The sequence below is a fragment of the Bacillus sp. 2B09 genome (assembly GCF_003946835.1).
GTDB classification, from domain to species: domain Bacteria; phylum Bacillota; class Bacilli; order Bacillales; family Bacillaceae; genus Bacillus; species Bacillus altitudinis.
The window spans coordinates 59,254-79,475 of record NZ_RPSG01000010.1; the positions used below are offsets into that span (position 1 = coordinate 59,254).

The following is a 20,222-nucleotide window of genomic DNA, read 5'->3' on the forward strand; positions in this document are numbered from 1 at the left end:
AATGACAAATCCCTTTGATCGTGAAGACGGTGTATTTCTTGTGCTTGTCAATGAACAAGGACAACATTCACTTTGGCCATCATTTGCACCAATACCAGATGGATGGGAAAAGGTCTTTGGTGAAGACACTAGAAATGCCTGCATTGATTATATCCAGACACACTGGCAGGACTTACGGCCATTAAGCTTAACAAAAGAACCTGCGTTAGCACATGGAAAAACGGAATAAATCATCGCACCCTGATCTCCATCAGGGTGCTTTTTTGACAGAATAAACACACCATTTTCCAGCTCTTTCTGATACAATTCAATTGAGAATATTTATCAATTAATAAGAGATCAGGTGGTTTTATGGGAAACAATCATCAATTATGTACAAAGGTAAATGCTGAACAATGCATTTATCGATTAACATATACTGAAAAAATAAATAATGCAGATCTTCCACATACGGAGCAACAGTTTTCAGATACTTTCTGCCTCCTCTTTAACATAAGCGGCAGCGGTTTACTTACATTGAATGATCAAAGATGGCGATTGAAAAATCTGACACTCTATACGATGATGCCTGGGGAAACATTTATGTTGAAAACAGAGCCACATCAAAAACACGAGCTCTATCTGTTTCGCTTTCAGATGTACACGCCACAAGGTCAAAGCATAGAAGAAGTATCAACTGAACAAGCCCGATCTTTACTGAATGTATGGCAATTTATCGATATTAGCTCGATTGAACACATTCATTCTTTACTGTCCGACATGACAACAGAATGGCAAAAACCTGAATCCATTAGCTTTTTTAGAAGCCAAACCCTTTTTCAACAGCTCATCCTGCAGCTTTTCACACTGCATAAAGAAGACATTTGTGACACAACACACGCCCTTTTCAAAACAAAACAATATATCGATCAACATTCCGAAGAACCTCTCAGCCTTACAAGTCTATCTCATATGGCTGGTATCAGCGCCAATCATTACAGCGAGCTATTTAAAAAGCATTTTGATGTGAGTGTCACTGATTATATCACCAAGAAAAGACTGGCTAGAGCCAAACAGTTCATGGCGAAAGGTCATGCAAAACTCAAAGACATTGCACAGGACATCGGCTATCAAGACCCCTATTACTTTAGCCGCATCTTTAAGAAAAAAACGGGTATCACTCCTTCTGCTTATATGAAAAGCCGTCAACGGAAAATGGCTGCCTATGGCCATTCCATACTCGGGCAGCTCACACCTATTCATATCATCCCATATGCTGCCCCTCTTCACCCTAAATGGACAGCACATGATTTTGAGCATTATGCAGAAGAAATTCCGATCCATCTGAGTGCACATCGTATCAACGAACACGCTGAAGCCAATTTACAGCAATTGAAGGAAGCACAACCTGAGCTGATCATTGCCAATGATCATGTGACAGAGGAAGAAAAACAAGTGTTGAAAACCATCTGTCCTGTTCACTTTGTTCCATTCACACAATTGGATTGGCGCGCTCAATTCAGACAAACAGCTCTGTTCTTAAACGAAACGAGGGAAGCAGAAGAATGGCTCCTTCATTACGAAGAACTCGTCATTCAAGCGAAAAAGGCATGCCTTATTGATCATCCACCAAGAACCGTCCTGCCTCTTCGTATCTTTCAAGATCAGCTCTACTTATCTGTCAATCGAACTATGGCAGAAGTAATTTTTCATGACATTGGCCTTCTGCCAGCTTTTCAGAATGATGGCCAGCTCATCGAAAAAAAAATCAGCATTCACTCTATACAGCAGTTAGACCCAGATGCCATCTTCCTTTTGTTGCATAAAGAACCAAAAACCATTGCTTTTTATCAAAAATTAAAGCAACAGGAGGCTTGGCAAAATCTCAAGGCTGTGACGCAACAAGCCGTCTATCCACTCGCTTCTGACCCTTGGCGTGAATACACAGCAGCCAGTCATCAACGAGTCATTCAGGACCTTTTATCTTTTTTTCCGTAAAAAGTCCATCACTAGACAGATCATTGTCTATGGATAAAAGGACGAATGACTACTACAATCTTTAATTGAGAACAATTATCAGTTAAAGGAGAAAACAAATGAAAAAATGGTTCGCATTGCTTATCCTTTGTATCATGACGATCACCGCAGCAGCCTGTGGTGCTGCAGAAAATAAACCGGCTTCAAACACAACCAAAAGCAAGTCAGCTGAAGCAGCAGAAACAAACATCAAATACTTAGATCAAACGTACAAACTGAAAACACCAGTGAAACGAATCGTCATTGCTGGAAGCCTAGAATCGATGGAAGATGCAAAACTACTTGGTATCGACCCTATTGGTGCTTCTACTGTCGGCGGCACTTTCCCTGAATTATTTAAAGACATTACAGCAAAAACAGAAGGCATTGGGGAAAAAACTGAACCAAACCTAGAAAAAATCTTAAAACTAAAACCAGACGTGATACTCGGATCAACCAAGTTTCCGCCTGCAACAATTAAAAAACTAGATAAAGTCCAAACGACGATCCCAGTATCACATGTCTCTTCCGACTGGGAAAGCAACCTTTTATTACTCGGTGAACTGACTGGAAAAAGTGAAGAAGCGAAAAGCATCATCTCTGATTATCAGAAAGATCTCAAACAAGCGAAAGAAACCCTGAAAGACAAAAGCAACAACAAAACAGCTGTCATTTTACGCATTAGACAGGGAGACCTGTACGTGTACCCTGAAGACGTATACTTCAACTCTACCTTATATGGGGACTTAGGGTTTACAGCACCAAGTGATGTCAAAAAAGCCAAAGCACAAGCAATGATTTCATTGGAACGCCTAGGTGAACTCAATCCTGATTATATCTTTGTTCAGTTCTCCCAAGAGGAAAACTCATCGAATCCAAATGCATTGAAGGACTTAGAGGGAAATAAAATTTGGAACAGCCTAAAAGCTGTGAAAAATGGGCACATCAATGAAAATGTCGTTGATCCTATGCTTCAGGGAGGAACAGCACTAAGCAAAACCACCTTCCTTGATCAGGCTGTCAAATGGCTAGATCAAACCAACTAAAAAGATGCGCATCTTGACAAAGGGCTAAACATTTTAGCCCTTTGTTCTTCTTTTCCAGCGGAGCTTGAAAACTTGAAGGAGAGAATACACATGAACGGAACGTTTCTATATGACGAATTGAACGGGCGGCAGCTTGATATTTACCTTCCACCGGACACCTCTATTGATGTTCCAGCTGTCTTTGTACAAGATGGCTCTTCTTTGTTTAGAACCCACCTGCTAGAGATCGAAAGCATGATTGAAGCCAAAACCATCTCGCCAATCATCATCGTCGGTATACACCCCTTCAATCGACTTGACGAATATACACCATGGAAAGCATCATCACTGCATTCTGGATTCCCTGACTTTAAAGGTGAGGCACAGACATATGTGTCATTTTTAGCAAATGACTTGCTTCCATATATCAAAAGAGAATACCCAGTCAAACAGACCGGTCATGAACATAGCCATGTAGGTGCTTCATTAGGTGGGCTATTTGTTATTTATACCCTATTGATGCACCCTACCCTTTTTCAACGTATCGCATCTATCTCTGGGTCATTTTGGTATCGAGATTTTCTACCATTTGCTAAACAACAAAGCATTCAGTCTGTGGACCACCTTGTCTATTTGTCTGTAGGCAGTGAAGAAGGGAAAGGCAAAACATCGGCCCAACAGCACATGCCTTTATTCAACAAACAACTCCAGGATCTTTTATTACAGAAAGGGATGCAGGAACGAAAGCTTCACTTTCACATTGAACAAGGAGAGGGCCACCATCTGAAACAATTTCAAAAAAATTTCTTATCGGCCATCAAGTGGTTTTATAAAAGAAAACCCAAATTTTTTATCAGCAAGTCACAAAGTCGATATGGTATATTGGAACGTATAGATTGAAAGAGGAGGGATTTGCGAATGAGACCTTTACAAATCTCAGCCGATACCGCACAAAAGCTTGCTGCATCACTCAATGTACCGTTAGAGCAAATCATGCATATGCCGCAGCACATCTTATTAGCTAAATTAGCGGAGCTTGAACAGAAGAAAGATCGTTCTTAAAGAAATAAAGGAGTTTACATTCATGGAACAACAACTAGAAAAATCAACATTTCATCCTCGCAGTACAGGGCAAACCATTTTGCTGATTGCTGGGATTTTACTCATTGCCTTTAACCTGAGGCCAGCCATTACGTCTGTTGGTCCTGTGATCGGTGCCATTCGTTCTGATTTACAGCTTTCAAATGGACTGGCTGGTTTCCTCACGACATTACCACTGCTCTCATTCGCATTGCTATCTCCCATTGCACCTAAAATCGGAAAACGTCTTGGGAATGAACGAACACTTTGGCTTGGGCTTGCTGTCCTGCTCTTTGGGATTGTCATTCGTTCATTGGGTAGCATCACCTTTTTAATGATGGGAACGGCGCTAGTCGGCGTCGGGATTGCGATTTGTAATGTGCTTTTACCTGGACTTGTGAAACATAAATTCCCTGCACATGCTGGATTAATGACAAGCGTGTATACGACATCGATGTCCGTTTTTGCTGCACTTGCATCTGGTGTCAGTGTTCCGCTCAGTCATGCGATGCCTGGCGGCTGGAATACATCATTCCTTGTCTGGGCCGGACTTGCCCTTCTTGCGATGATGGTGTGGGCGCCGCAGCTTCTTCATCAGAACACAGCGGCTGTCAAAAGCATTTCACTCAAAGAGCAGCCAATATGGCGTTCACGTGTCGCATGGCAGGTGACCTTTTTTATGGGCTTGCAATCATTCCTTTTCTACAGCAGTATCGCATGGTTTCCTGATATTTTGACATCACATGGCATGAACCTAGCGACAGCGGGATGGATGCTCTCTATTATGCAGTTTACTGGTCTGCCATCCACCTTCTTAACGCCCGTTTTTGCAGAAAAATTAAAAACGCAAAGACCGCTTGTCGTCGGCCTTGTCCTTGTGTATTTACTCGGCATGATTGGTCTCCTTCTCGGAGGGTCGACACCTATTCTTGTTATCTCTGTGCTATTCATCGGCGTCGGACAAGGGGCCAGTATCAGTCTTGCCCTCACATTTATTGGATTAAGAACAACCAATATGGAACAAGCAGCTGCCCTCTCTGGAATGGCGCAGTCACTCGGTTATTTATTAGCCGCTGTTGGTCCATTCATGATCGGTATCCTTTTTGATGTGACACATACATGGACGCCAGCCATTATCATATTTATCATCGTCCTATTTTTTATGTTTATATCCGGTATGCGTGCTGGACGAAGCATCTATATTTCAGATCCATCATAAACAAAGAACCCGCCTCACGAGGAGACGGGTTCTTTTCTGTTTATGCTTGTTCTGTGACGTGCACCTTTAATGTTGCTTGTACTTCTGGGTGAAGCTTCACCGGTACATTTGTGTATCCTAACGCACGAATGGCATCATTCAACTCGATTTTACGCTTATCGAGTTTGATTTGATGTTCTTTTTGCAATTTATCAGCGATCTGTTTGCTTGTAATCGAACCAAATAGACGACCGCCTTCACCTGATTTAGCAGTGAGTTCCACTGTCAGCGCCTCAAGTGTTTCTTTTAATTGTTTCGCTTGCTCAAGCTCTTGGATGGCATTCTTTTTCTCTTTGTTTTTCTGCCCTTCCAATGCACTTAGGTTCGTTGGAGTTGCTTCAACAGCTAACCCTTGTTTGATGAGAAAGTTGTGAGCGTATCCGTCAGCTACATTTTTGACTTCGCCTTTTTTCCCTTTGCCTTTTACGTCTTTTAGAAAGATGACTTTCATCTTTGAACCCCTCCTTCGAAATATTCGTCTATGGCAGCTTTTAACTTCTCTACCGCTTCTTCAATGGTTATACCATAAATCTGGGTCGCAGCGTTAGTTAAATGACCGCCACCATCTAATGCTTCCATAATAATTTGAACGTTGATATCCCCTAACGATCTTGCACTAATACAAACCGTATCGTCATCTCGCCTTGCGACAGCAAATGATGCTTCAACCTCACTCATCGACAAGAGAGAATCAGCCGTCTGTGCGATCGTAATTTGATCATAATACTCAGATCTGTCAGACGGCAAGGAAGCAATCGCTACCTGATTTTGATACAGCTCTGTATGCTGAATGAGCTTTGCCCGTTTGATGTAATGATCGACTGTCTCTTTCAAAAACTTTTGCACAAGGACAGGATCTGCCCCTTTTGCACGAAGGTAGGATGCTGCATCAAACGTTCTTGACCCCGTTCTGAGGGAGAAACTCTTCGTATCCACGATGATCCCAGCAAGAAGTGCTGTGGCCTCAATCATGTTAATCCGCAATTTCTTCGGCTGATACTCTAACAGCTCTGTCACAAGTTCTGCTGTAGATGAAGCATACGGCTCCATATAGACAAGTAAAGGATCACGAATAAATTCCTCACCACGTCTATGGTGGTCAATGACAACGACGTTTTCAATCTTATTTAGCAGTCGTTCTTCCATCACAAGGGACGGTTTATGTGTATCTACGACCACAAGCAATGTGTCATCCTTTGCAAGCTCCATCGCTTCCTCAGGCGTGATAAAACGGGACCAAAGTTCTTCATAATTCTTAATTTCACTAATTAAGCGTTGAACGCTGTCCCCAATCTGGTTGGCATCAATGACGATGTAACCTTCTTTTCCATTCGCCTGAGCAACCTTTAAAATCCCGATCGAGGCACCGATAGAGTCCATGTCGGGGAACTTATGCCCCATGATCATGACATTACCGCTTTCAGATACAATTTCTTTTAAAGCATGTGAAATGACCCGTGCGCGTACTCGTGTCCGTTTTTCCATTGGATTGGTTTTTCCACCGTAGAATTTCACTTTCCCATTCGGCTGTTTAATCGCTACCTGATCCCCGCCTCGTCCAAGGGCAAGATCAAGACTCGACTGTGCAAGTGCACCAAGTTCTTTTAAAGAAGGAACAGACGCACCGATTCCAATACTAAGGGTAAGCGTGGCGCTATGTGCCCCTGTTTTCTCACGAACTTCGTCTAAAATAGAGAACTTCGACGCTTCAAGCTCTGCTAAGATGCTCTCGTTTAATACCGCCATAAATCGTTCAGATGAAATTCTTTTTAGGAAAATGCCGTATTCTTGTGCCCAATTGTTTAACAGCGATGTGACTTCACTATTTATCGCGCTGCGCACCTGATCATCGAGACCTTGTGTGACATCATCATAATTGTCTAAAAAGATATAAGATAACACCGTTCGTTCATTTTCATACTGTCTTTCAATCTGCACTTGTTCCGTGACATCAAAGAAATATAAAAGGCGCTCTGACCGTTTAATAATGACTTTGAATTTCCGGTCATTCAGCGTCACATTTTCTGTCTCAACCTCTTGTTTAATAAGAGGCACAATGGATTCAAATGTATCATACAAGGATCTGCCGACAAGTGTGCTTTCATGGAAGCACGAAGCGAGAAATGGATTGGTCCATTCGATATAATACTGGTCATTAAACAGCATAATACCAATTGGCATCTCCATTAATGCTTCTTCTCCAACCTTTTTGACTCGATAGGATAATGTTGAAATATATGAATCAATCTCTTTTTGTACCTGCGTATCTGCCCACTTTAAAAAGTAGAGCACACCCGCAAGGACTAAAAGACCAACCGCTCCTATGATCCAATTAAAATAAAGGTTGAGGAGGACTGTGATCACCGCAAGGACAATTAACGCGAAGATCGGATACTTGATGACAGGTTTTCGATAGAAGCTTGGCACTGATATCAACTCCTCAACATTCAGAGTGAATTATTTGTTTTTACTTTTTCTCTTAAATCAAAGCCTATGTCAGCAATCCCTATAATACGCACAATCACACCGATTGGCGGAAAGAGAATCGTCAATACGACGGCAAAAATGGGTACCACTTTTGAGATGTTTTTTTCGTGGCAATAATAGAAGATAAAAGAAAAGCCCTGAATAAGCACCAGTATAAATAAAATTTGAAAAGCACTCGTTTGCACGAGCGATAAAAAGCTGCCTTTCTCCGGCTGAATCAGCATCAAAAGCAGTGTGAGTAAATAATACCATACCATGCTTTTTGGCAGTCGCATATCCTTAAATTTCTTAAGAGCTGGCATGTCTGGAACAAACCGTTTGATCAACGGCCGCACAAACCAATGATTGACGAAAGACATCAGCGTGACAAAAATCAAAAGCGCTACAGGTAAAGAATTTAATGCCGTATCCTGCATCTCTCTAAACTGCTTGAGTTGTTTTGCTATGTCCTGGTCAGAAGCGCCAGATTGTTTTAAGGTACTCTCTACCATCGGCATGATTTGGTCAATTGATTCCTTTGCGACACCCAGTATATCTACTTGAAACAGCTGGACACTGACAACAAAGTAAATGAGAAAACTGAATAAATAGATCAGCGCACCCGTAATGATAGCCTGACCTGGCTGCCTCCTGCTGTAGAAAACACCCATACCTATTCCAACAGCAATCAGCATTGGCGCACTTAACAGCCCATTAATAGACCCAATTAAAAAGCTGATCACTATGCCAATAGCGCCAGCCGCAATTCCTTTTTTCAAGCCATGCCTGATTGTATAGAGAATGATCGGAATCGGAGCAGCCATGAAGAAAATAATGGATAAAAGTGGCACATACAAATAAAACAGCGTCATTACCGCAAAAATACTGATCATGATAGCGCCTTCTACTAACGCTTTTGTTTGTTTCACACCTTCACCTCAATCCAATCATTTTTCTATATCTTGCTCAATGTGTACTTCTATGTATACGTACGATGTACGCTCCGTCATATCTTGACCCAACCTTTATTTTACCATAGCCGCAAATCGCAAGTAAAATGCAGGCTATCCCAAGAGCGTTTCACGTGGAACAACTTAGATCGTCTTGTACATGCAACTTTTCAGACAGCATGTTACAATTTTTTAGATTATTCTTAGCTATAAACCCTGAATTCAAGGTCAAAAGCTGTTAGAATAGAAACATCATCAATAAAAGTAAGAAGGAGAATTCACATGGGAAAAACACTCGTATTCGGACACAAAAACCCTGACACAGACACGATTTGCTCTGCTATCGCTTACGCTGATCTGAAAAACAAAATTGGCGTTCAAGCAGAAGCTGTCAGACTTGGAGAAATCAATGGAGAAACACAATACGCATTAGATTTCTTTAAACAAGAAGCACCTCGTTTCATTGAAACGGCTGCAAACGAAACAAAACAAGTCATTCTTGTCGATCATAACGAATTCCAACAAAGTGTAAGCGATATTGATCAAGTACAAGTGACAGAGGTCATTGACCATCACCGTATTGCCAACTTTGAAACAAGTGAACCTCTTTACTATCGTGCTGAGCCAGTTGGCTGCACAGCAACGATCTTAAACAAAATGTACAAAGAGCACCAAGTCACAATTGAAAAAGAAATCGCTGGTTTGCTTTTGTCTGCGATCATTTCTGATTCCTTGCTATTCAAATCCCCAACATGCACACAGCAGGATGTTGATGCTGCGCATGAGCTGGCAAAAATCGCAGGAGTAGACCCTGACGTATATGGTTTAGATATGCTGAAAGCAGGAGCTGACCTAAGCCAAAAAACAGTTCAAGAATTAATCACACTGGATGCAAAAGAATTTGCACTAGGTAACAGCAAAGTCGAAATTGCACAAGTTAATACAGTTGATATTGCTGAAGTAACAGCAAGACAAGCTGACATCGAAGCAAAAATCAATGAAGTTATCGCAGCGAAAGGTCTTGATCTATTTGTTTTAGTGATCACAGACATTCTAGAAAATGATTCTCTTGCGCTTGCCCTTGGTGCTGAAGCAGCAAAAGTAGAAAAAGCATTTAATGTCACACTTGAAAACAACACTGCTTTACTCAAAGGTGTTGTATCAAGAAAGAAACAAGTCGTGCCTGCACTAACAGACGCACTTTCTTCATAAACATAAAAAGACTGCTGACATCTTCAGCAGTCTTTTTTCTTCTTTTAATGAATGTACATATCGCTGACAAGAACATCCTTTAGCACGCTTGTTGGAATCGTGAATTCAACTACACCCATGTAACCAGGCGCCACATCATATTCGTTGAAGGAAATCACCAGTTTGCCTTTTGAATTGATATAGAAACTTTGATCTGGCTGAATCTTCTTAAACGGATCAACCGTATCTTGCTTCGTCATCCAGTAAATCTTATTTGAATCCTCTTTCATCTGTTTCTTCATTTGTTCTTTAATATTTTCACTAATCACATCAATATAACGGTCATCTTTAAACAGACTTGGTAATGTAATGAGTACATGGTTTTTCTTATCCACCGTATCATATGTCATTTCCTCTGCCGCAGAAGCCTGAGTCGTCACCTTGTATCGACCTAGTGAAAGAATTTGATCATTATTTGTTCTTACTTCATATCCGCTCTCTACACTCAAATGACCATTTTTATAACCCTTTGTTTCCTTTTCAAAATCTTGATACAGCTTTTTGTTCTCAGCTAAATATTTTTGATTCAGGCTGTCTTGTAATTTTCCGTCCCCAAGCCCTGAAACGTGTGGTGTTTTGAGATCAATATTTGTTCCCTGATCGCTCTTTTTAAATTCTGTGAACGTCACGACTTTCACCAGCTCTCCAATGACAGGTACTTCTGAAATCGCTCTTGCTGCCTGCGGACTGACATTTACAGTGGTGACAAATAAAGCAGCCGCAGCAACAAGTCCGATCGTCCATTTCTGAAAATGAGGTTTCTTGTTTTTTCGTTTTAATGTCCGTTCAACCATAGCATCGTATTCCGGGGGAATAGGGATTTCTAGATATTCTTCTTTTAACTGTTCCAAATGCTTATCCATTTATATTTCCTCCTGCGATAATTCTACTTTTAAAAGCCGCAACGCCTTATATAATCTTGTTTTAATGGTGTTTTCATTTTCTCCAAGAATATGAGCGATGTCCTCTAGCTTTAAATCCTCAAAGAATCTTAATATAATGATGACCCGATACATCTCCGGCAAATCTTCTATTGCCCGCCTGACATCTTGATCCTCATAGACATCCGATTCACCCTGTGATAAAAATTCCAGCGTATCATCGTCTGTCACTTGCACACGCTTCTTCTTTCGTAAAAAGTCGAGGGCAGCGTTTACGACGATTTTATAAAACCAGCTATGCATCTTGGTCGCATCCTCTAATCGGTGAACAGATTTGAGTGCTTTATGAATCGCCTCTTGAACGACATCCATCGCATCTTCTGGGTTTTTGACATAGCTATAGGACAATCGATAAAAACTGTGTTTATGCTCCATTACGTAATCCGCAAATTGATCATCAATCTTTCGTTTCTTCATTTTACAAAGAGCTCCTTTATCTTAAATGCGCATCTGTTATTTCTTACATTGGATAGACGCGCACCTGTTAAAAATAGTTTGCGCTCCATTATTTTTTAACATGTCATCCCATTTACGTTTCTATACAAAAAGAGCGAACCTGTGGCGGGTTCACTCTTTTAGAGTAGTTATTTTTTGATAAACAAATGGTTTGAGTGGTGATAGCGGATGAATGATGGACACTCCTGTTTCCTGCTCCACCTGCTTTGCAGCGTGAACCATCGAGAGCTGCATCACACATATATCTCCATGCTGCTTCACAGATCGCCTTAACTGTTCCATAATTCGCTCATGGTAGGCTTGTATATCACCGTTCAAGCAAAGATGAAAGACATCCTCTAGCACAACCACTTCTGCCTTTAACTGCTTTCCCCGCTCTTTTACATATGAAGACAGTCGCTTCATCGTTCCTTCTACTGTATCTGGGTTTGAAAACACCAGCTGAAGCGGACCCTCTCGCTCACAAATCTGCTCAAATAACGGCTCATCTATCGGAACAATTGGTTGTTTGAACAGGTGCTGCTGCTCCCCCAAAGCCGCAATGTATTGTGTACACGTTAATAAAACAAGATCAGCCTCTGCTTCTTGCATGAGTCTGTTGATCGCATAGGTTTGCTGCTGCTCAAGATCAAATGCAGGATCTTGTTTGGCTCGTTCCATAAAGGATGAATCGACGATGTGATGCAGATCAAATCCTGTGTCATAGAAAGCGTCGTCAATGTAAGAAATATTAGATGGATGTGCGTGAAGGCAGTGTAATCGAATCATTAAGTCCGCTCCTCATAAAAGTTTTCACTCATTATATCAATCCTTGTATGAAATAGGGAGCAACATGACCATATTGTTAGGGAGATATTGAAGGAGGGATTCTACCTTGAAAGAAGATCAACAGCCTACATCATCTTCAGAGTCAGAAGAAACCTTGACGAATCGCCAAGGTCACCCGGTAACAGATAATCAAAACATGAGAACCGTTGGGAATAGAGGGCCGACTACGCTTGAAAACTACGATTTCCTAGAGAAAATCAGTCATTTTGATCGTGAACGCATCCCTGAACGTGTCGTTCACGCACGAGGTGCCGGCGCACACGGATACTTTGAAGCCTACGGTACATTCGGTGACGAACCCATTTCCACTTATACAAGAGCCAAATTATTTCAGGAGAAAGGAAAAAAGACCCCTGTCTTCGTTCGATTCTCTTCTGTTATTCACGGCGGACATTCACCAGAAACTTTACGCGATCCGCGGGGATTTGCGATCAAATTTTATACAGAAGACGGCAACTGGGATCTCGTTGGGAACAACCTCAAGATTTTCTTTATTCGAGATGCTTTGAAATTCCCTGATTTGGTTCATGCCTTTAAGCCTGACCCTGTCACCAATCGTCAGGATGGTGAGCGCATTTTTGATTTCGTTTCACAATCACCTGAAGCAACACATATGGTGACATTTCTCTTCTCGCCATGGGGCATTCCTGCCACATACCGGCACATGCAAGGCTCTGGCGTCCATGCCTATAAATGGGTGAATCATGAAGGAAAAGCAGTGTTGGTCAAATATCACTTTGAACCAAAGCAAGGAATTCGCAACCTGACACAAGAACAAGCCCAAGCCATTCAAGGGGAAAACTTTAATCATGCCACACAGGATTTATATGAAGCCATTGAACAAGGGAATCATCCTGAATGGGAAGTATACGCGCAAATCATGGAAGATGACACCCACCCCCGTCTAGACTTTGATCCACTCGATCCGACAAAGCTCTGGTACAAGGATGACTATCCATGGAAACCGATCGGACGAATGGTGCTAAACAAAAATCCAGAAAATTATTTTGCAGAAGTGGAACAGGTTGCCTTTGGGACGGGGGTTCTTGTAGACGGATTAGATTTCTCAGATGATAAATTGCTGCAAGGGCGTACCTTCTCTTACTCTGATACGCAGCGATATCGAGTCGGGCCAAATTATTTACAGCTGCCGATCAATGCACCGAAAAAGCATGTTGCCACCAATCAGCGAGATGGGCAAATGGAATATCATGTAGATCAAGGAAAAGGACAAAACCCCCATGTGAATTATGAACCGTCCATTCTCGGGGGATTAAAAGAAGCACAGCAAGATGGAAAGGATCATACGCCTTTTGTAGAGGGTGAAGTCAAACGAGAAGCCATTGACCGCCCGAACAATTTCGGACAAGCCGGAGAAACCTATCGTCGCTTCAATGATTGGGAACGTGAGGAACTGATTAAAAACTTAGTCAACACCTTAGCTACCTGCCAAAAAGACATCCAAGACCAAATGATCGAAAACTTTACAAAAGCTGATCCTGACTACGGAAAACGTGTGGCCGATGGCTTAAAAGCCTTCAAACAAGAGGAGCCAAGCGGACCAATTGGATCAACAGGCGCGGCACAGGCTGTCAACGATGCGATCAACAACAGCACCCCTTCAGATCCTTATTAATGAAAAAAGAATGCAGCGGAGTGGCTGCATTCTTTTTGTATACATCTATTAAGCGTTTTGACCTTTTTTGATCCATTCTGCTACATTCACTGTACGTTTCGCCTGATGTTTTGCGGCTGCTTCTGCATCCTCTTGGATCTTTCCATTTTGGTCAACAGTCACACTCACACCATAAGGGTTACCCCCTGCGCCGTATAGGGAATCATCCGTGTAGCCAGGAGCGGCAATAATGGCTCCCCAGTGGAACATCGTTGTATACAGGCTCAGAACCGTCTGCTCCTGTCCGCCATTTGGGTTTTGTGCAGATGTCATCGCACTCACTGCTTTGTTTGCTAGTTTCCCTTGGAACCATAAACCGCCTGTTGTGTCTAAGAATTGTTTCATTTGAGCCGGTAAGTTACCGAAACGTGTCGGCATGCTGAAAATAATGGCATCTGCCCACTCTAAGTCACTTAACTGAACCTCAGGGACATCTTTTGTTTCATCTAAATGTGCTTTCCATGCTGGATTTGATGCAACAACTGCTTCTGGTGCCAATTCAGGAACCTTTAAAATTTTGACTTCAGCACCAGCTTCTTTCGCTCCAGCCTCCGCCCATTTCGCCATCTGATAGTTTGTACCTGTTGAACTATAATAAATAATCGCTAGTTTTACGTTTTCCACTTGTTCCATCTCCTTTTGTTTGGTTTGCCCAAAAAGCTTCTGTAAAAATCCCACCTGTATTCCCCACCTTATTTAAATTGACGACGATACCACAATGCCGCAGCATCGACTTCTTCTCTCGTTAGCTGATGTCCACGATTTTCCCAATGAAGCGTTACGGATGCTCCCGCCTCCTGAAGCAGTTGCTCCAGTTCCTGAGATTCCTCAGGACGGCACATTGGATCATTTTCACCAGCTGCTATAAAGACTTGTTTCCCCGCTAATGAAGGTAATGAAACCCCTCGTCTTGGGACCATTGGATGATGCAGGATCGCTCCTTTCAGCGCATCTCCGTAATGGAATAACAGACTTCCAGCAATATTCGCCCCGTTTGAATAGCCGATGGCTACCACATTGTGACGATCAAATCCATACTTATCTGCTGCTTCCCCGATAAATGTATATAATTCCTCTGTACGCTCAATTAAATCTTGCTCATCAAAAACACCCTCTGCCAAACGCCTGAAAAAACGCGGCATGCCGTTTTCTGATACATTTCCTCTCACACTAAGAACAGATGCTTCAGGGTCTACCACTTCTGCAAGCGGCAATAAGTCTTGCTCTGTCCCGCCAGTTCCATGCAGCATGAGAAGGACAGGTTTTTGTTCATTCTTTCCTTTTTGAAAAAGATGCTTCATCATGAATCTCCTTTCCCTTTGATTTCTCTTACCTCAATCGGCAGCACGATTTGTTCAATTTGACTACGCTGCGCCTCATATTGCGGCGGCAGTTTCAACGCTTCACCCATCGTTTCCACAGATTCATCGTGTGCAAACCCTGGAGGATCGGTCGCAATCTCAAATAATATGCCGCCAAGCTCTCTAAAATAAATGGCATTGAAATAATTTCGATCTTGCACAGGCGTCACTTGATATCCGCTTTGCGCAACATGTCTTTGCCAATCTAATTGATCCTGATCATCTGTTGCTCTCCACGCAATATGATGTACAACACCCACGCCCATACGTCCTCGTGCAACAGGTGTCTTGTTCACATCAATGACATTGCCGATTTCTCCAAACGAACGGAATCTCACATAATCTCCTTCCGTGCCGACTTTTTCAAGTCCCATCGTTTGCTCTAGCAACTGCATCGTTTGCTCAGGCTGTGAAGTTAATAAAACAGCTCCGCCAAACCCTTTAATCGCTACTTCTGGTGTCACTCCATTAAATGTCCAGTCATTCTGTTTTGCTTCTTCACGTTCTACAAGTTCTATCAATAAACCGTGCGGATCTTCAAATGAGAGAAAGGCCTCACCAAAGCGTTCAATCATTTCATAAGAAACGTCAAACTGCTCAAGGCGTTCCTTCCAAAAAGAGAAAGCACCGGTTGGTACGACATATGTTGTCACACCTACTTGACCTGCTCCAATTTGTCCCTTTTGTGCACCTGGCCAAGGAAAAAACGTAATTATGGTACCTGGAGAACCTCCTTCATTTCCAAAATATAAATGATATGTGCCTGGATCATCAAAATTGACGGTCTTTTTCACGAGACGCAGACCTAAAACACCTGCATAAAAATCAACGTTCTCCTGAGGATGACCAACAATTGCTGTGATATGGTGAATTCCTTCTGTTTTCTTCACTTCTAATGACCTCCTCTTCATGACGTAACATGTCCCTACTCATTATGTCTTGACTGACGCTTTTATATTATCTCGAATTCGAGATATATGACCAAAAAATATATTTATCTCGAATTAAGGATATTATTTTTTGAAATAGATGTCAATGATTTTTGTTTTTTTCTTTTCAAAAGCAGGCCGCTTTGTTATAGCAGACCTGCTTTCCCTTGATTATTGAAGCAATTTTTTCTTTTTCAAATAGGCTTCGGCTACTTGAAATGCATCTTTCCCCTTCACATTGACTTCGTAATTCATTTCTCTCATCTCATCATCTGTGATTTGACCAGCGAGCTTGTTGAGAGAGGCCTCAATCTCAGGATACTCTTTTAATGTCTCCTGTCTTAGCAAGGGCGCTCCTTGATAGGGCGGGAAAACATGCTTGTCATCATCAAGCACCTTCAACTTGTATTGTCTCAATTCACTGTCTGTCGAATACGCATCGACCAACTGAATATTCCCTTTTTGAATGGCTCGATATCGAAGTTTCGGTTCCATCGTGACCACATCGTCGAAAGAAAACTGATAAGCTTTTTGAATGCCTAAATATCCATCCTGACGATCAGAAAACTCTAAAGTAAAGCCAGCACGTATACGATTCTTGATTTGACCCAGATCTGAAATCTTTGATAAATCATATTGATCCGCTAGTGATTGAGGCACGGCTAAAGCATATGTATTGTTATAAGCCATCGGCTGAAGAAGCTGAAGCTGAAAGGATGACGCCAAACCTTGGCGCGCTTGCTCATACACTTTTTCCTTATCCGTGCTTTTCGCTGTTTCTTTCAGAAATTCAGAAATCGCTGTCCCTGTAAATTCAGGATAGATGTCAATATCACCAGACCGCAGTGCTTGAAAAACAAAGGACGTCTTACCAAGACCAGGCTTAAGATTGACTTGGATATCTGTATCCTGCTCAATTAAAAGCTTATACATGGAGATCAAAATTTCAGGCTCTGACCCCAGCTTCCCTCCAATGGTGATCTCTTTTTTTTCTTGTTGAAACAGCAATGGGGCAGCGACAACTGCTCCTGCTATTACAGCAAAGACCGTCACAGAGATCACGGTTTTTTTAAAGGAGATTTTCTCAAGTGTCCGCAAAACCACATCAAATAAGAGCGCAAGTAATGCAGCTGGAATAGCACCAATGATGATCAAGGACATATCATTCCGATCAATTCCAAGCAGAATCAGACTCCCTAATCCACCTGCCCCAATAAGAGCTGCAAGAGTGGCTGTCCCTACAATAAGAACCATCCCTGTTCGGATACCTGCCATGATCACAGGCATAGCAAGAGGGAGTTCTACTTTTAATAAGCGTTTGCGGTGATTCATTCCCATAGCGAGCGCCGCTTCCCGCAGCGACGGATCGACCTCACGAATGCCTGTATATGTGTTCCTTAAAATAGGAAGAAGAGCATAGACGACAAGAGCGATAATTGCGGGCACTTGACCAATCCCAACGAGAGGAATCAGCAGTCCAAGCAGCGCCAAAGACGGAATTGTCTGCAAGACAGCCGTCACCCCAATGATCCACTCTGCTATCTTAGGGACTCTCGTTAAATAAATCCCTAATGGAATGGCAATCAAAATCGCTAGAAATAACGCAATGAAGGAAATTTGAATATGCTCAAGTAAGGCGTGTCCGAGCTGATCTTTTCGAGCCCATAGCACACTGGTCCATTCATTCATGTGTCTCGCCCCTCTCAGCAGAAGTACCGGCTAAATACTGAATCACCGCTTGACGAGTGATGAGCCCGATCCGTTCCCCATCCTTTTCAACAACAAGCTCTTCATGCTCTGCCAGTCGAGATAGAACCTCTTCCAGCGTCGCATGGATGGAGACCGCCTCATCGCCTAACAGATCATCTTGAGGCATGGGCTGATAAATAGTTGTCAGCTCAAATGCTTGATGGTCTACATGACGGGCAGCTCCTGAAACAAACTCCCGCACAAATGGATTAACTGGATGCTGAATCAATTCCTCTGGGCGTCCAACCTGCACCACTTTTCCTTCATTCATCACACATATTCGATCTCCAAGCTTCATGGCTTCCTGCATATCATGTGTCACAAAAACGATAGTCTTTTGAATACGGCGCTGTAACTCAAGCAGATCATCTTGTAATTTCTCTCTCGTCAGTGGATCTAACGCACTAAAAGGTTCATCCATTAGGACAATCTCAGGATCAGCAGCAAGTGCCCGTGCTACGCCTACTCGCTGCTGCTGTCCTCCTGAAAGCTCTGCTGGCTTTCGATGTCGATAGGTAGAAGGCTCAAGCCCCACCATGAACATCAACTCATCAACACGCTGATTCGTCTCAGTCCGCTTCCATTGTTTCAGCTCTGGCACTACAGCAATATTCTCTTCTATGGTCATATGAGGGAACAACGCTATTTGCTGAAGCACATAACCAATATCCCAGCGCAGCTCATAAATATCATAATCGCTGATGGTTCGACCCTTTATGTAAATCTCACCTTCTGTAGAAGAGATGAGACGATTAATCATTTTCAAAGTCGTCGTTTTCCCGCTTCCACTAGGTCCAATCAATACAAAAAATTCACCTTTCTGAATCTCCAAATCAACAGATTGAACGGCATAGCGGTCATCAGAAAATTGCATCGATACATTCTTAAATTCAATCATCTTCCCACGCCCTGACTGCAAGTATATTTTAAAATACCAATATGACAGATTAACCTAGTATTTGTATAGAACAAACTGTCACGTTAACTCTCTTTTTACATACTTCCCCTAGTTAGACTGCCAGAAACGACTTTCTCATAAAAGTGAGACAAATAAAAAAAGCGAAGAGCTCAAGGCCCTTCGCTTTTAAGTCAACGACTTACTCACCAGTAACGTATGGAAGTAATGCCATTTGACGTGATTTTTTAATCGCTAATGTCAATTTACGTTGATACTTAGCGCTAGTTCCTGTTACACGACGAGGTAAAATTTTACCACGCTCAGAAACAAACTTTCTAAGAAGATCAACATCTTTGTAATCGATGTGCGTGATTCCGTTAGAAGTAAAGAAACATACTTTACGACGTTTCGCACGACCGCCTCTGCGTCCACCTGCCATTTGTTTTCACACCTTTCCTTTGGTCATTTTTTTCAGATCAATTAGAATGGCAAATCATCATCGGAGATGTCAATCGGTTTACCATCATTCGCAAATGGGTCATCATTGAAGCTATTTCCCTGATTACGATTTTGGTTGTTTTGATTGCCATATGGATTTTGACTTGGTTCATTTCCAAATGGATTCTGATCATTTTGGCTGCCGCCATAATACTGGCCTCCGCTATTGCCACCGCCGCTGTATCCACCTGAACCAGCACCGCCGCTTTTAGGCTCAAGAAATTGAACACTTTCAGCTTGAACTTCTGTCACGAAGACACGCTGTCCTTGCTGGTTTTCATAGTTTCTTGTCTGCAAGCGACCGTCTACACCGGCAAGACTTCCTTTTTTCAAGAAATTAGCCACGTTCTCGGCTTGTCTTCTCCAAGTAACACAGTTAATGAAATCGGCTTCACGCTCTCCAGATTGATTCGTAAACGTACGATTCACAGCTAGAGTAAACGTGGCTACAGCCGCACCATTAGGCGTGTAGCGAAGCTCAGGGTCTTTTGTTAGTCTTCCGACCAATACAACACGGTTTAGCATATTGAAAGACCACCTTTAAATATATATTTCAATGATTTACTCTTCTTCTTTAACAACAATGTGGCGAATGATATCGTCACTGATCTTAGCTAAGCGGTCAAATTCTTGAACTGCTGCAGCGTCAGATTGAACGTTTACGATTTGGTAGAAGCCTTCACGGAAATCGTTGATTTCGTATGCAAGACGACGTTTACCCCAATCCTTTGTTCCAGTGATCTCCGCACCGTTAGAAGTTAACACGTTATTAAAACGGTCGATAACTGCTTTTTTAGCCTCATCGTCAACTGTTGGGCGGATGATGTACATAACTTCGTACTTTCTCATCTGATTGCACCTC

22 protein-coding genes are annotated in these 20,222 nt (G+C 42.3%); 8 read left to right on the forward strand and 14 right to left on the reverse strand.

Going from position 1 to position 20,222, the window contains the following annotated elements; genetic code table 11:
• Position 1 precedes the first annotated feature (1 nt).
• From EBQ12_RS16705 to EBQ12_RS16730, 6 genes are all read left to right on the forward strand, one after another.
• Positions 2–229, forward strand: a complete 228-nt coding sequence (locus tag EBQ12_RS16705; RefSeq protein WP_024718451.1) for an MbtH family protein — start codon at positions 2–4, stop codon at positions 227–229.
• A gap of 122 nt (positions 230–351) precedes the next feature.
• The gene (locus EBQ12_RS16710; RefSeq protein WP_125590792.1) at positions 352–1,977 is read left to right on the forward strand and encodes an ABC transporter substrate-binding protein; all 1,626 of its coding nucleotides are present in this window, start codon (positions 352–354) and stop codon (positions 1,975–1,977) included.
• A 98-nt stretch (positions 1,978–2,075) separates the two neighbouring features.
• Complete coding sequence (locus EBQ12_RS16715; RefSeq protein WP_125590794.1) at positions 2,076–3,041, forward strand: iron-hydroxamate ABC transporter substrate-binding protein; 966 nt, start codon at positions 2,076–2,078, stop codon at positions 3,039–3,041.
• Between the two features lie 90 nt (positions 3,042–3,131).
• A complete protein-coding gene (locus EBQ12_RS16720) occupies positions 3,132–3,920 on the forward strand; it encodes an alpha/beta hydrolase (RefSeq protein WP_125590796.1) in 789 nt (262 codons plus the stop codon).
• An 18-nt stretch (positions 3,921–3,938) separates the two neighbouring features.
• Positions 3,939–4,082 (forward strand): YycC family protein, encoded by a 144-nt coding sequence (locus EBQ12_RS16725; RefSeq protein WP_008347524.1) that lies wholly within the window; start codon positions 3,939–3,941, stop codon positions 4,080–4,082.
• Between the two features lie 22 nt (positions 4,083–4,104).
• Positions 4,105–5,319 (forward strand): CynX/NimT family MFS transporter, encoded by a 1,215-nt coding sequence (locus EBQ12_RS16730; RefSeq protein ID WP_125590798.1) that lies wholly within the window; start codon positions 4,105–4,107, stop codon positions 5,317–5,319.
• A 40-nt stretch (positions 5,320–5,359) separates the two neighbouring features.
• Here the strand turns inward: EBQ12_RS16730 and rplI are convergent, their stop codons facing one another.
• The 3 genes from rplI to EBQ12_RS16745 are packed head-to-tail and all read right to left on the reverse strand — an operon-like array spanning position 5,360 to position 8,753.
• Entirely contained in the window at positions 5,360–5,809 is a 450-nt protein-coding gene (gene rplI, locus EBQ12_RS16735; protein ID WP_007497423.1) for a 50S ribosomal protein L9, read from the reverse strand.
• On the reverse strand, positions 5,806–7,785 hold the full coding sequence (locus EBQ12_RS16740) for a DHH family phosphoesterase (protein ID WP_017359884.1): 1,980 nt from the start codon (positions 7,783–7,785) through the stop codon (positions 5,806–5,808). The genes rplI and EBQ12_RS16740 overlap by 4 nt, the downstream gene beginning before the upstream one ends.
• A gap of 20 nt (positions 7,786–7,805) precedes the next feature.
• The gene (locus tag EBQ12_RS16745) at positions 7,806–8,753 is read right to left on the reverse strand and encodes a YybS family protein (protein WP_017368456.1); all 948 of its coding nucleotides are present in this window, start codon (positions 8,751–8,753) and stop codon (positions 7,806–7,808) included.
• Positions 8,754–9,056: 303 nt separating this feature from the next.
• On the opposite strand from EBQ12_RS16745, the gene EBQ12_RS16750 reads away from it, so the two are divergent.
• Positions 9,057–9,986, forward strand: coding sequence for a manganese-dependent inorganic pyrophosphatase (locus EBQ12_RS16750; protein ID WP_048001996.1), 930 nt, complete (start codon positions 9,057–9,059; stop codon positions 9,984–9,986).
• A 44-nt stretch (positions 9,987–10,030) separates the two neighbouring features.
• Here the strand turns inward: EBQ12_RS16750 and rsiV are convergent, their stop codons facing one another.
• The 3 genes from rsiV to EBQ12_RS16765 form a co-directional block, all read right to left on the reverse strand.
• On the reverse strand, positions 10,031–10,888 hold the full coding sequence (rsiV, locus tag EBQ12_RS16755) for an anti-sigma-V factor RsiV (RefSeq protein ID WP_048001995.1): 858 nt from the start codon (positions 10,886–10,888) through the stop codon (positions 10,031–10,033).
• The gene (locus EBQ12_RS16760; RefSeq protein WP_007497431.1) at positions 10,889–11,383 is read right to left on the reverse strand and encodes an RNA polymerase sigma factor; all 495 of its coding nucleotides are present in this window, start codon (positions 11,381–11,383) and stop codon (positions 10,889–10,891) included.
• A gap of 150 nt (positions 11,384–11,533) precedes the next feature.
• Entirely contained in the window at positions 11,534–12,190 is a 657-nt protein-coding gene (locus EBQ12_RS16765) for a hypothetical protein (protein WP_125590800.1), read from the reverse strand.
• Between the two features lie 196 nt (positions 12,191–12,386).
• On the opposite strand from EBQ12_RS16765, the gene katX reads away from it, so the two are divergent.
• Positions 12,387–13,886 (forward strand): catalase KatX, encoded by a 1,500-nt coding sequence (gene katX / locus EBQ12_RS16770; protein ID WP_235702137.1) that lies wholly within the window; start codon positions 12,387–12,389, stop codon positions 13,884–13,886.
• A 48-nt stretch (positions 13,887–13,934) separates the two neighbouring features.
• Here the strand turns inward: katX and wrbA are convergent, their stop codons facing one another.
• The 8 genes from wrbA to rpsF all read right to left on the reverse strand — a co-directional run bounded on the left by wrbA (position 13,935) and on the right by rpsF (position 20,209).
• Positions 13,935–14,558 carry an NAD(P)H:quinone oxidoreductase gene (gene wrbA / locus EBQ12_RS16775; RefSeq protein WP_045034926.1) on the reverse strand — a complete coding sequence of 208 codons (624 nt, stop codon included), beginning with the start codon at positions 14,556–14,558 and terminating at the stop codon, positions 13,935–13,937.
• A gap of 59 nt (positions 14,559–14,617) precedes the next feature.
• Positions 14,618–15,229 carry an alpha/beta hydrolase gene (locus tag EBQ12_RS16780; protein ID WP_024718443.1) on the reverse strand — a complete coding sequence of 204 codons (612 nt, stop codon included), beginning with the start codon at positions 15,227–15,229 and terminating at the stop codon, positions 14,618–14,620.
• On the reverse strand, positions 15,226–16,197 hold the full coding sequence (locus tag EBQ12_RS16785; protein ID WP_206428039.1) for a ring-cleaving dioxygenase: 972 nt from the start codon (positions 16,195–16,197) through the stop codon (positions 15,226–15,228). The genes EBQ12_RS16780 and EBQ12_RS16785 overlap by 4 nt, the downstream gene beginning before the upstream one ends.
• Before the next feature lie 189 nt (positions 16,198–16,386).
• Complete coding sequence (locus EBQ12_RS16790) at positions 16,387–17,904, reverse strand: ABC transporter permease/substrate-binding protein (RefSeq protein WP_008347552.1); 1,518 nt, start codon at positions 17,902–17,904, stop codon at positions 16,387–16,389.
• Complete coding sequence (locus EBQ12_RS16795) at positions 17,897–18,862, reverse strand: ABC transporter ATP-binding protein (RefSeq protein WP_035704107.1); 966 nt, start codon at positions 18,860–18,862, stop codon at positions 17,897–17,899. The genes EBQ12_RS16790 and EBQ12_RS16795 overlap by 8 nt, the downstream gene beginning before the upstream one ends.
• Before the next feature lie 199 nt (positions 18,863–19,061).
• Complete coding sequence (rpsR, locus tag EBQ12_RS16800; protein WP_008347556.1) at positions 19,062–19,301, reverse strand: 30S ribosomal protein S18; 240 nt, start codon at positions 19,299–19,301, stop codon at positions 19,062–19,064.
• A 41-nt stretch (positions 19,302–19,342) separates the two neighbouring features.
• Positions 19,343–19,885 (reverse strand): single-stranded DNA-binding protein SsbA, encoded by a 543-nt coding sequence (ssbA, locus tag EBQ12_RS16805; protein WP_007497456.1) that lies wholly within the window; start codon positions 19,883–19,885, stop codon positions 19,343–19,345.
• 36 nt (positions 19,886–19,921) lie between these two features.
• Positions 19,922–20,209, reverse strand: a complete 288-nt coding sequence (rpsF, locus tag EBQ12_RS16810) for a 30S ribosomal protein S6 (protein ID WP_008347557.1) — start codon at positions 20,207–20,209, stop codon at positions 19,922–19,924.
• Positions 20,210–20,222 lie beyond the last annotated feature (13 nt).

What these genes read in the sequence shown, in the direction of transcription:
- rpsR (WP_008347556.1), bottom strand. Translation starts at nt 19,301, where the DNA reads ATGGCAGGTGGACGCAGAGGCGGTCGTGCGAAACGTCGTAAAGTATGT.
- ssbA (WP_007497456.1), bottom strand. Translation starts at nt 19,885, where the DNA reads ATGCTAAACCGTGTTGTATTGGTCGGAAGACTAACAAAAGACCCTGAG.
- rpsF (WP_008347557.1), bottom strand. Translation starts at nt 20,209, where the DNA reads ATGAGAAAGTACGAAGTTATGTACATCATCCGCCCAACAGTTGACGAT.
- EBQ12_RS16715 (WP_125590794.1), top strand. Translation starts at nt 2,076, where the DNA reads ATGAAAAAATGGTTCGCATTGCTTATCCTTTGTATCATGACGATCACC.
- katX (WP_235702137.1), top strand. Translation starts at nt 12,387, where the DNA reads ATGAGAACCGTTGGGAATAGAGGGCCGACTACGCTTGAAAACTACGAT.
- rsiV (WP_048001995.1), bottom strand. Translation starts at nt 10,888, where the DNA reads ATGGATAAGCATTTGGAACAGTTAAAAGAAGAATATCTAGAAATCCCT.
- EBQ12_RS16795 (WP_035704107.1), bottom strand. Translation starts at nt 18,862, where the DNA reads ATGATTGAATTTAAGAATGTATCGATGCAATTTTCTGATGACCGCTAT.
- EBQ12_RS16720 (WP_125590796.1), top strand. Translation starts at nt 3,132, where the DNA reads ATGAACGGAACGTTTCTATATGACGAATTGAACGGGCGGCAGCTTGAT.
- wrbA (WP_045034926.1), bottom strand. Translation starts at nt 14,558, where the DNA reads ATGGAACAAGTGGAAAACGTAAAACTAGCGATTATTTATTATAGTTCA.
- EBQ12_RS16710 (WP_125590792.1), top strand. Translation starts at nt 352, where the DNA reads ATGGGAAACAATCATCAATTATGTACAAAGGTAAATGCTGAACAATGC.
- EBQ12_RS16765 (WP_125590800.1), bottom strand. Translation starts at nt 12,190, where the DNA reads ATGATTCGATTACACTGCCTTCACGCACATCCATCTAATATTTCTTAC.
- EBQ12_RS16705 (WP_024718451.1), top strand. Translation starts at nt 2, where the DNA reads ATGACAAATCCCTTTGATCGTGAAGACGGTGTATTTCTTGTGCTTGTC.
- EBQ12_RS16730 (WP_125590798.1), top strand. Translation starts at nt 4,105, where the DNA reads ATGGAACAACAACTAGAAAAATCAACATTTCATCCTCGCAGTACAGGG.
- EBQ12_RS16785 (WP_206428039.1), bottom strand. Translation starts at nt 16,197, where the DNA reads ATGAAGAGGAGGTCATTAGAAGTGAAGAAAACAGAAGGAATTCACCAT.
- EBQ12_RS16725 (WP_008347524.1), top strand. Translation starts at nt 3,939, where the DNA reads ATGAGACCTTTACAAATCTCAGCCGATACCGCACAAAAGCTTGCTGCA.
- EBQ12_RS16790 (WP_008347552.1), bottom strand. Translation starts at nt 17,904, where the DNA reads ATGAATGAATGGACCAGTGTGCTATGGGCTCGAAAAGATCAGCTCGGA.
- EBQ12_RS16780 (WP_024718443.1), bottom strand. Translation starts at nt 15,229, where the DNA reads ATGATGAAGCATCTTTTTCAAAAAGGAAAGAATGAACAAAAACCTGTC.
- rplI (WP_007497423.1), bottom strand. Translation starts at nt 5,809, where the DNA reads ATGAAAGTCATCTTTCTAAAAGACGTAAAAGGCAAAGGGAAAAAAGGC.
- EBQ12_RS16750 (WP_048001996.1), top strand. Translation starts at nt 9,057, where the DNA reads ATGGGAAAAACACTCGTATTCGGACACAAAAACCCTGACACAGACACG.
- EBQ12_RS16760 (WP_007497431.1), bottom strand. Translation starts at nt 11,383, where the DNA reads ATGAAGAAACGAAAGATTGATGATCAATTTGCGGATTACGTAATGGAG.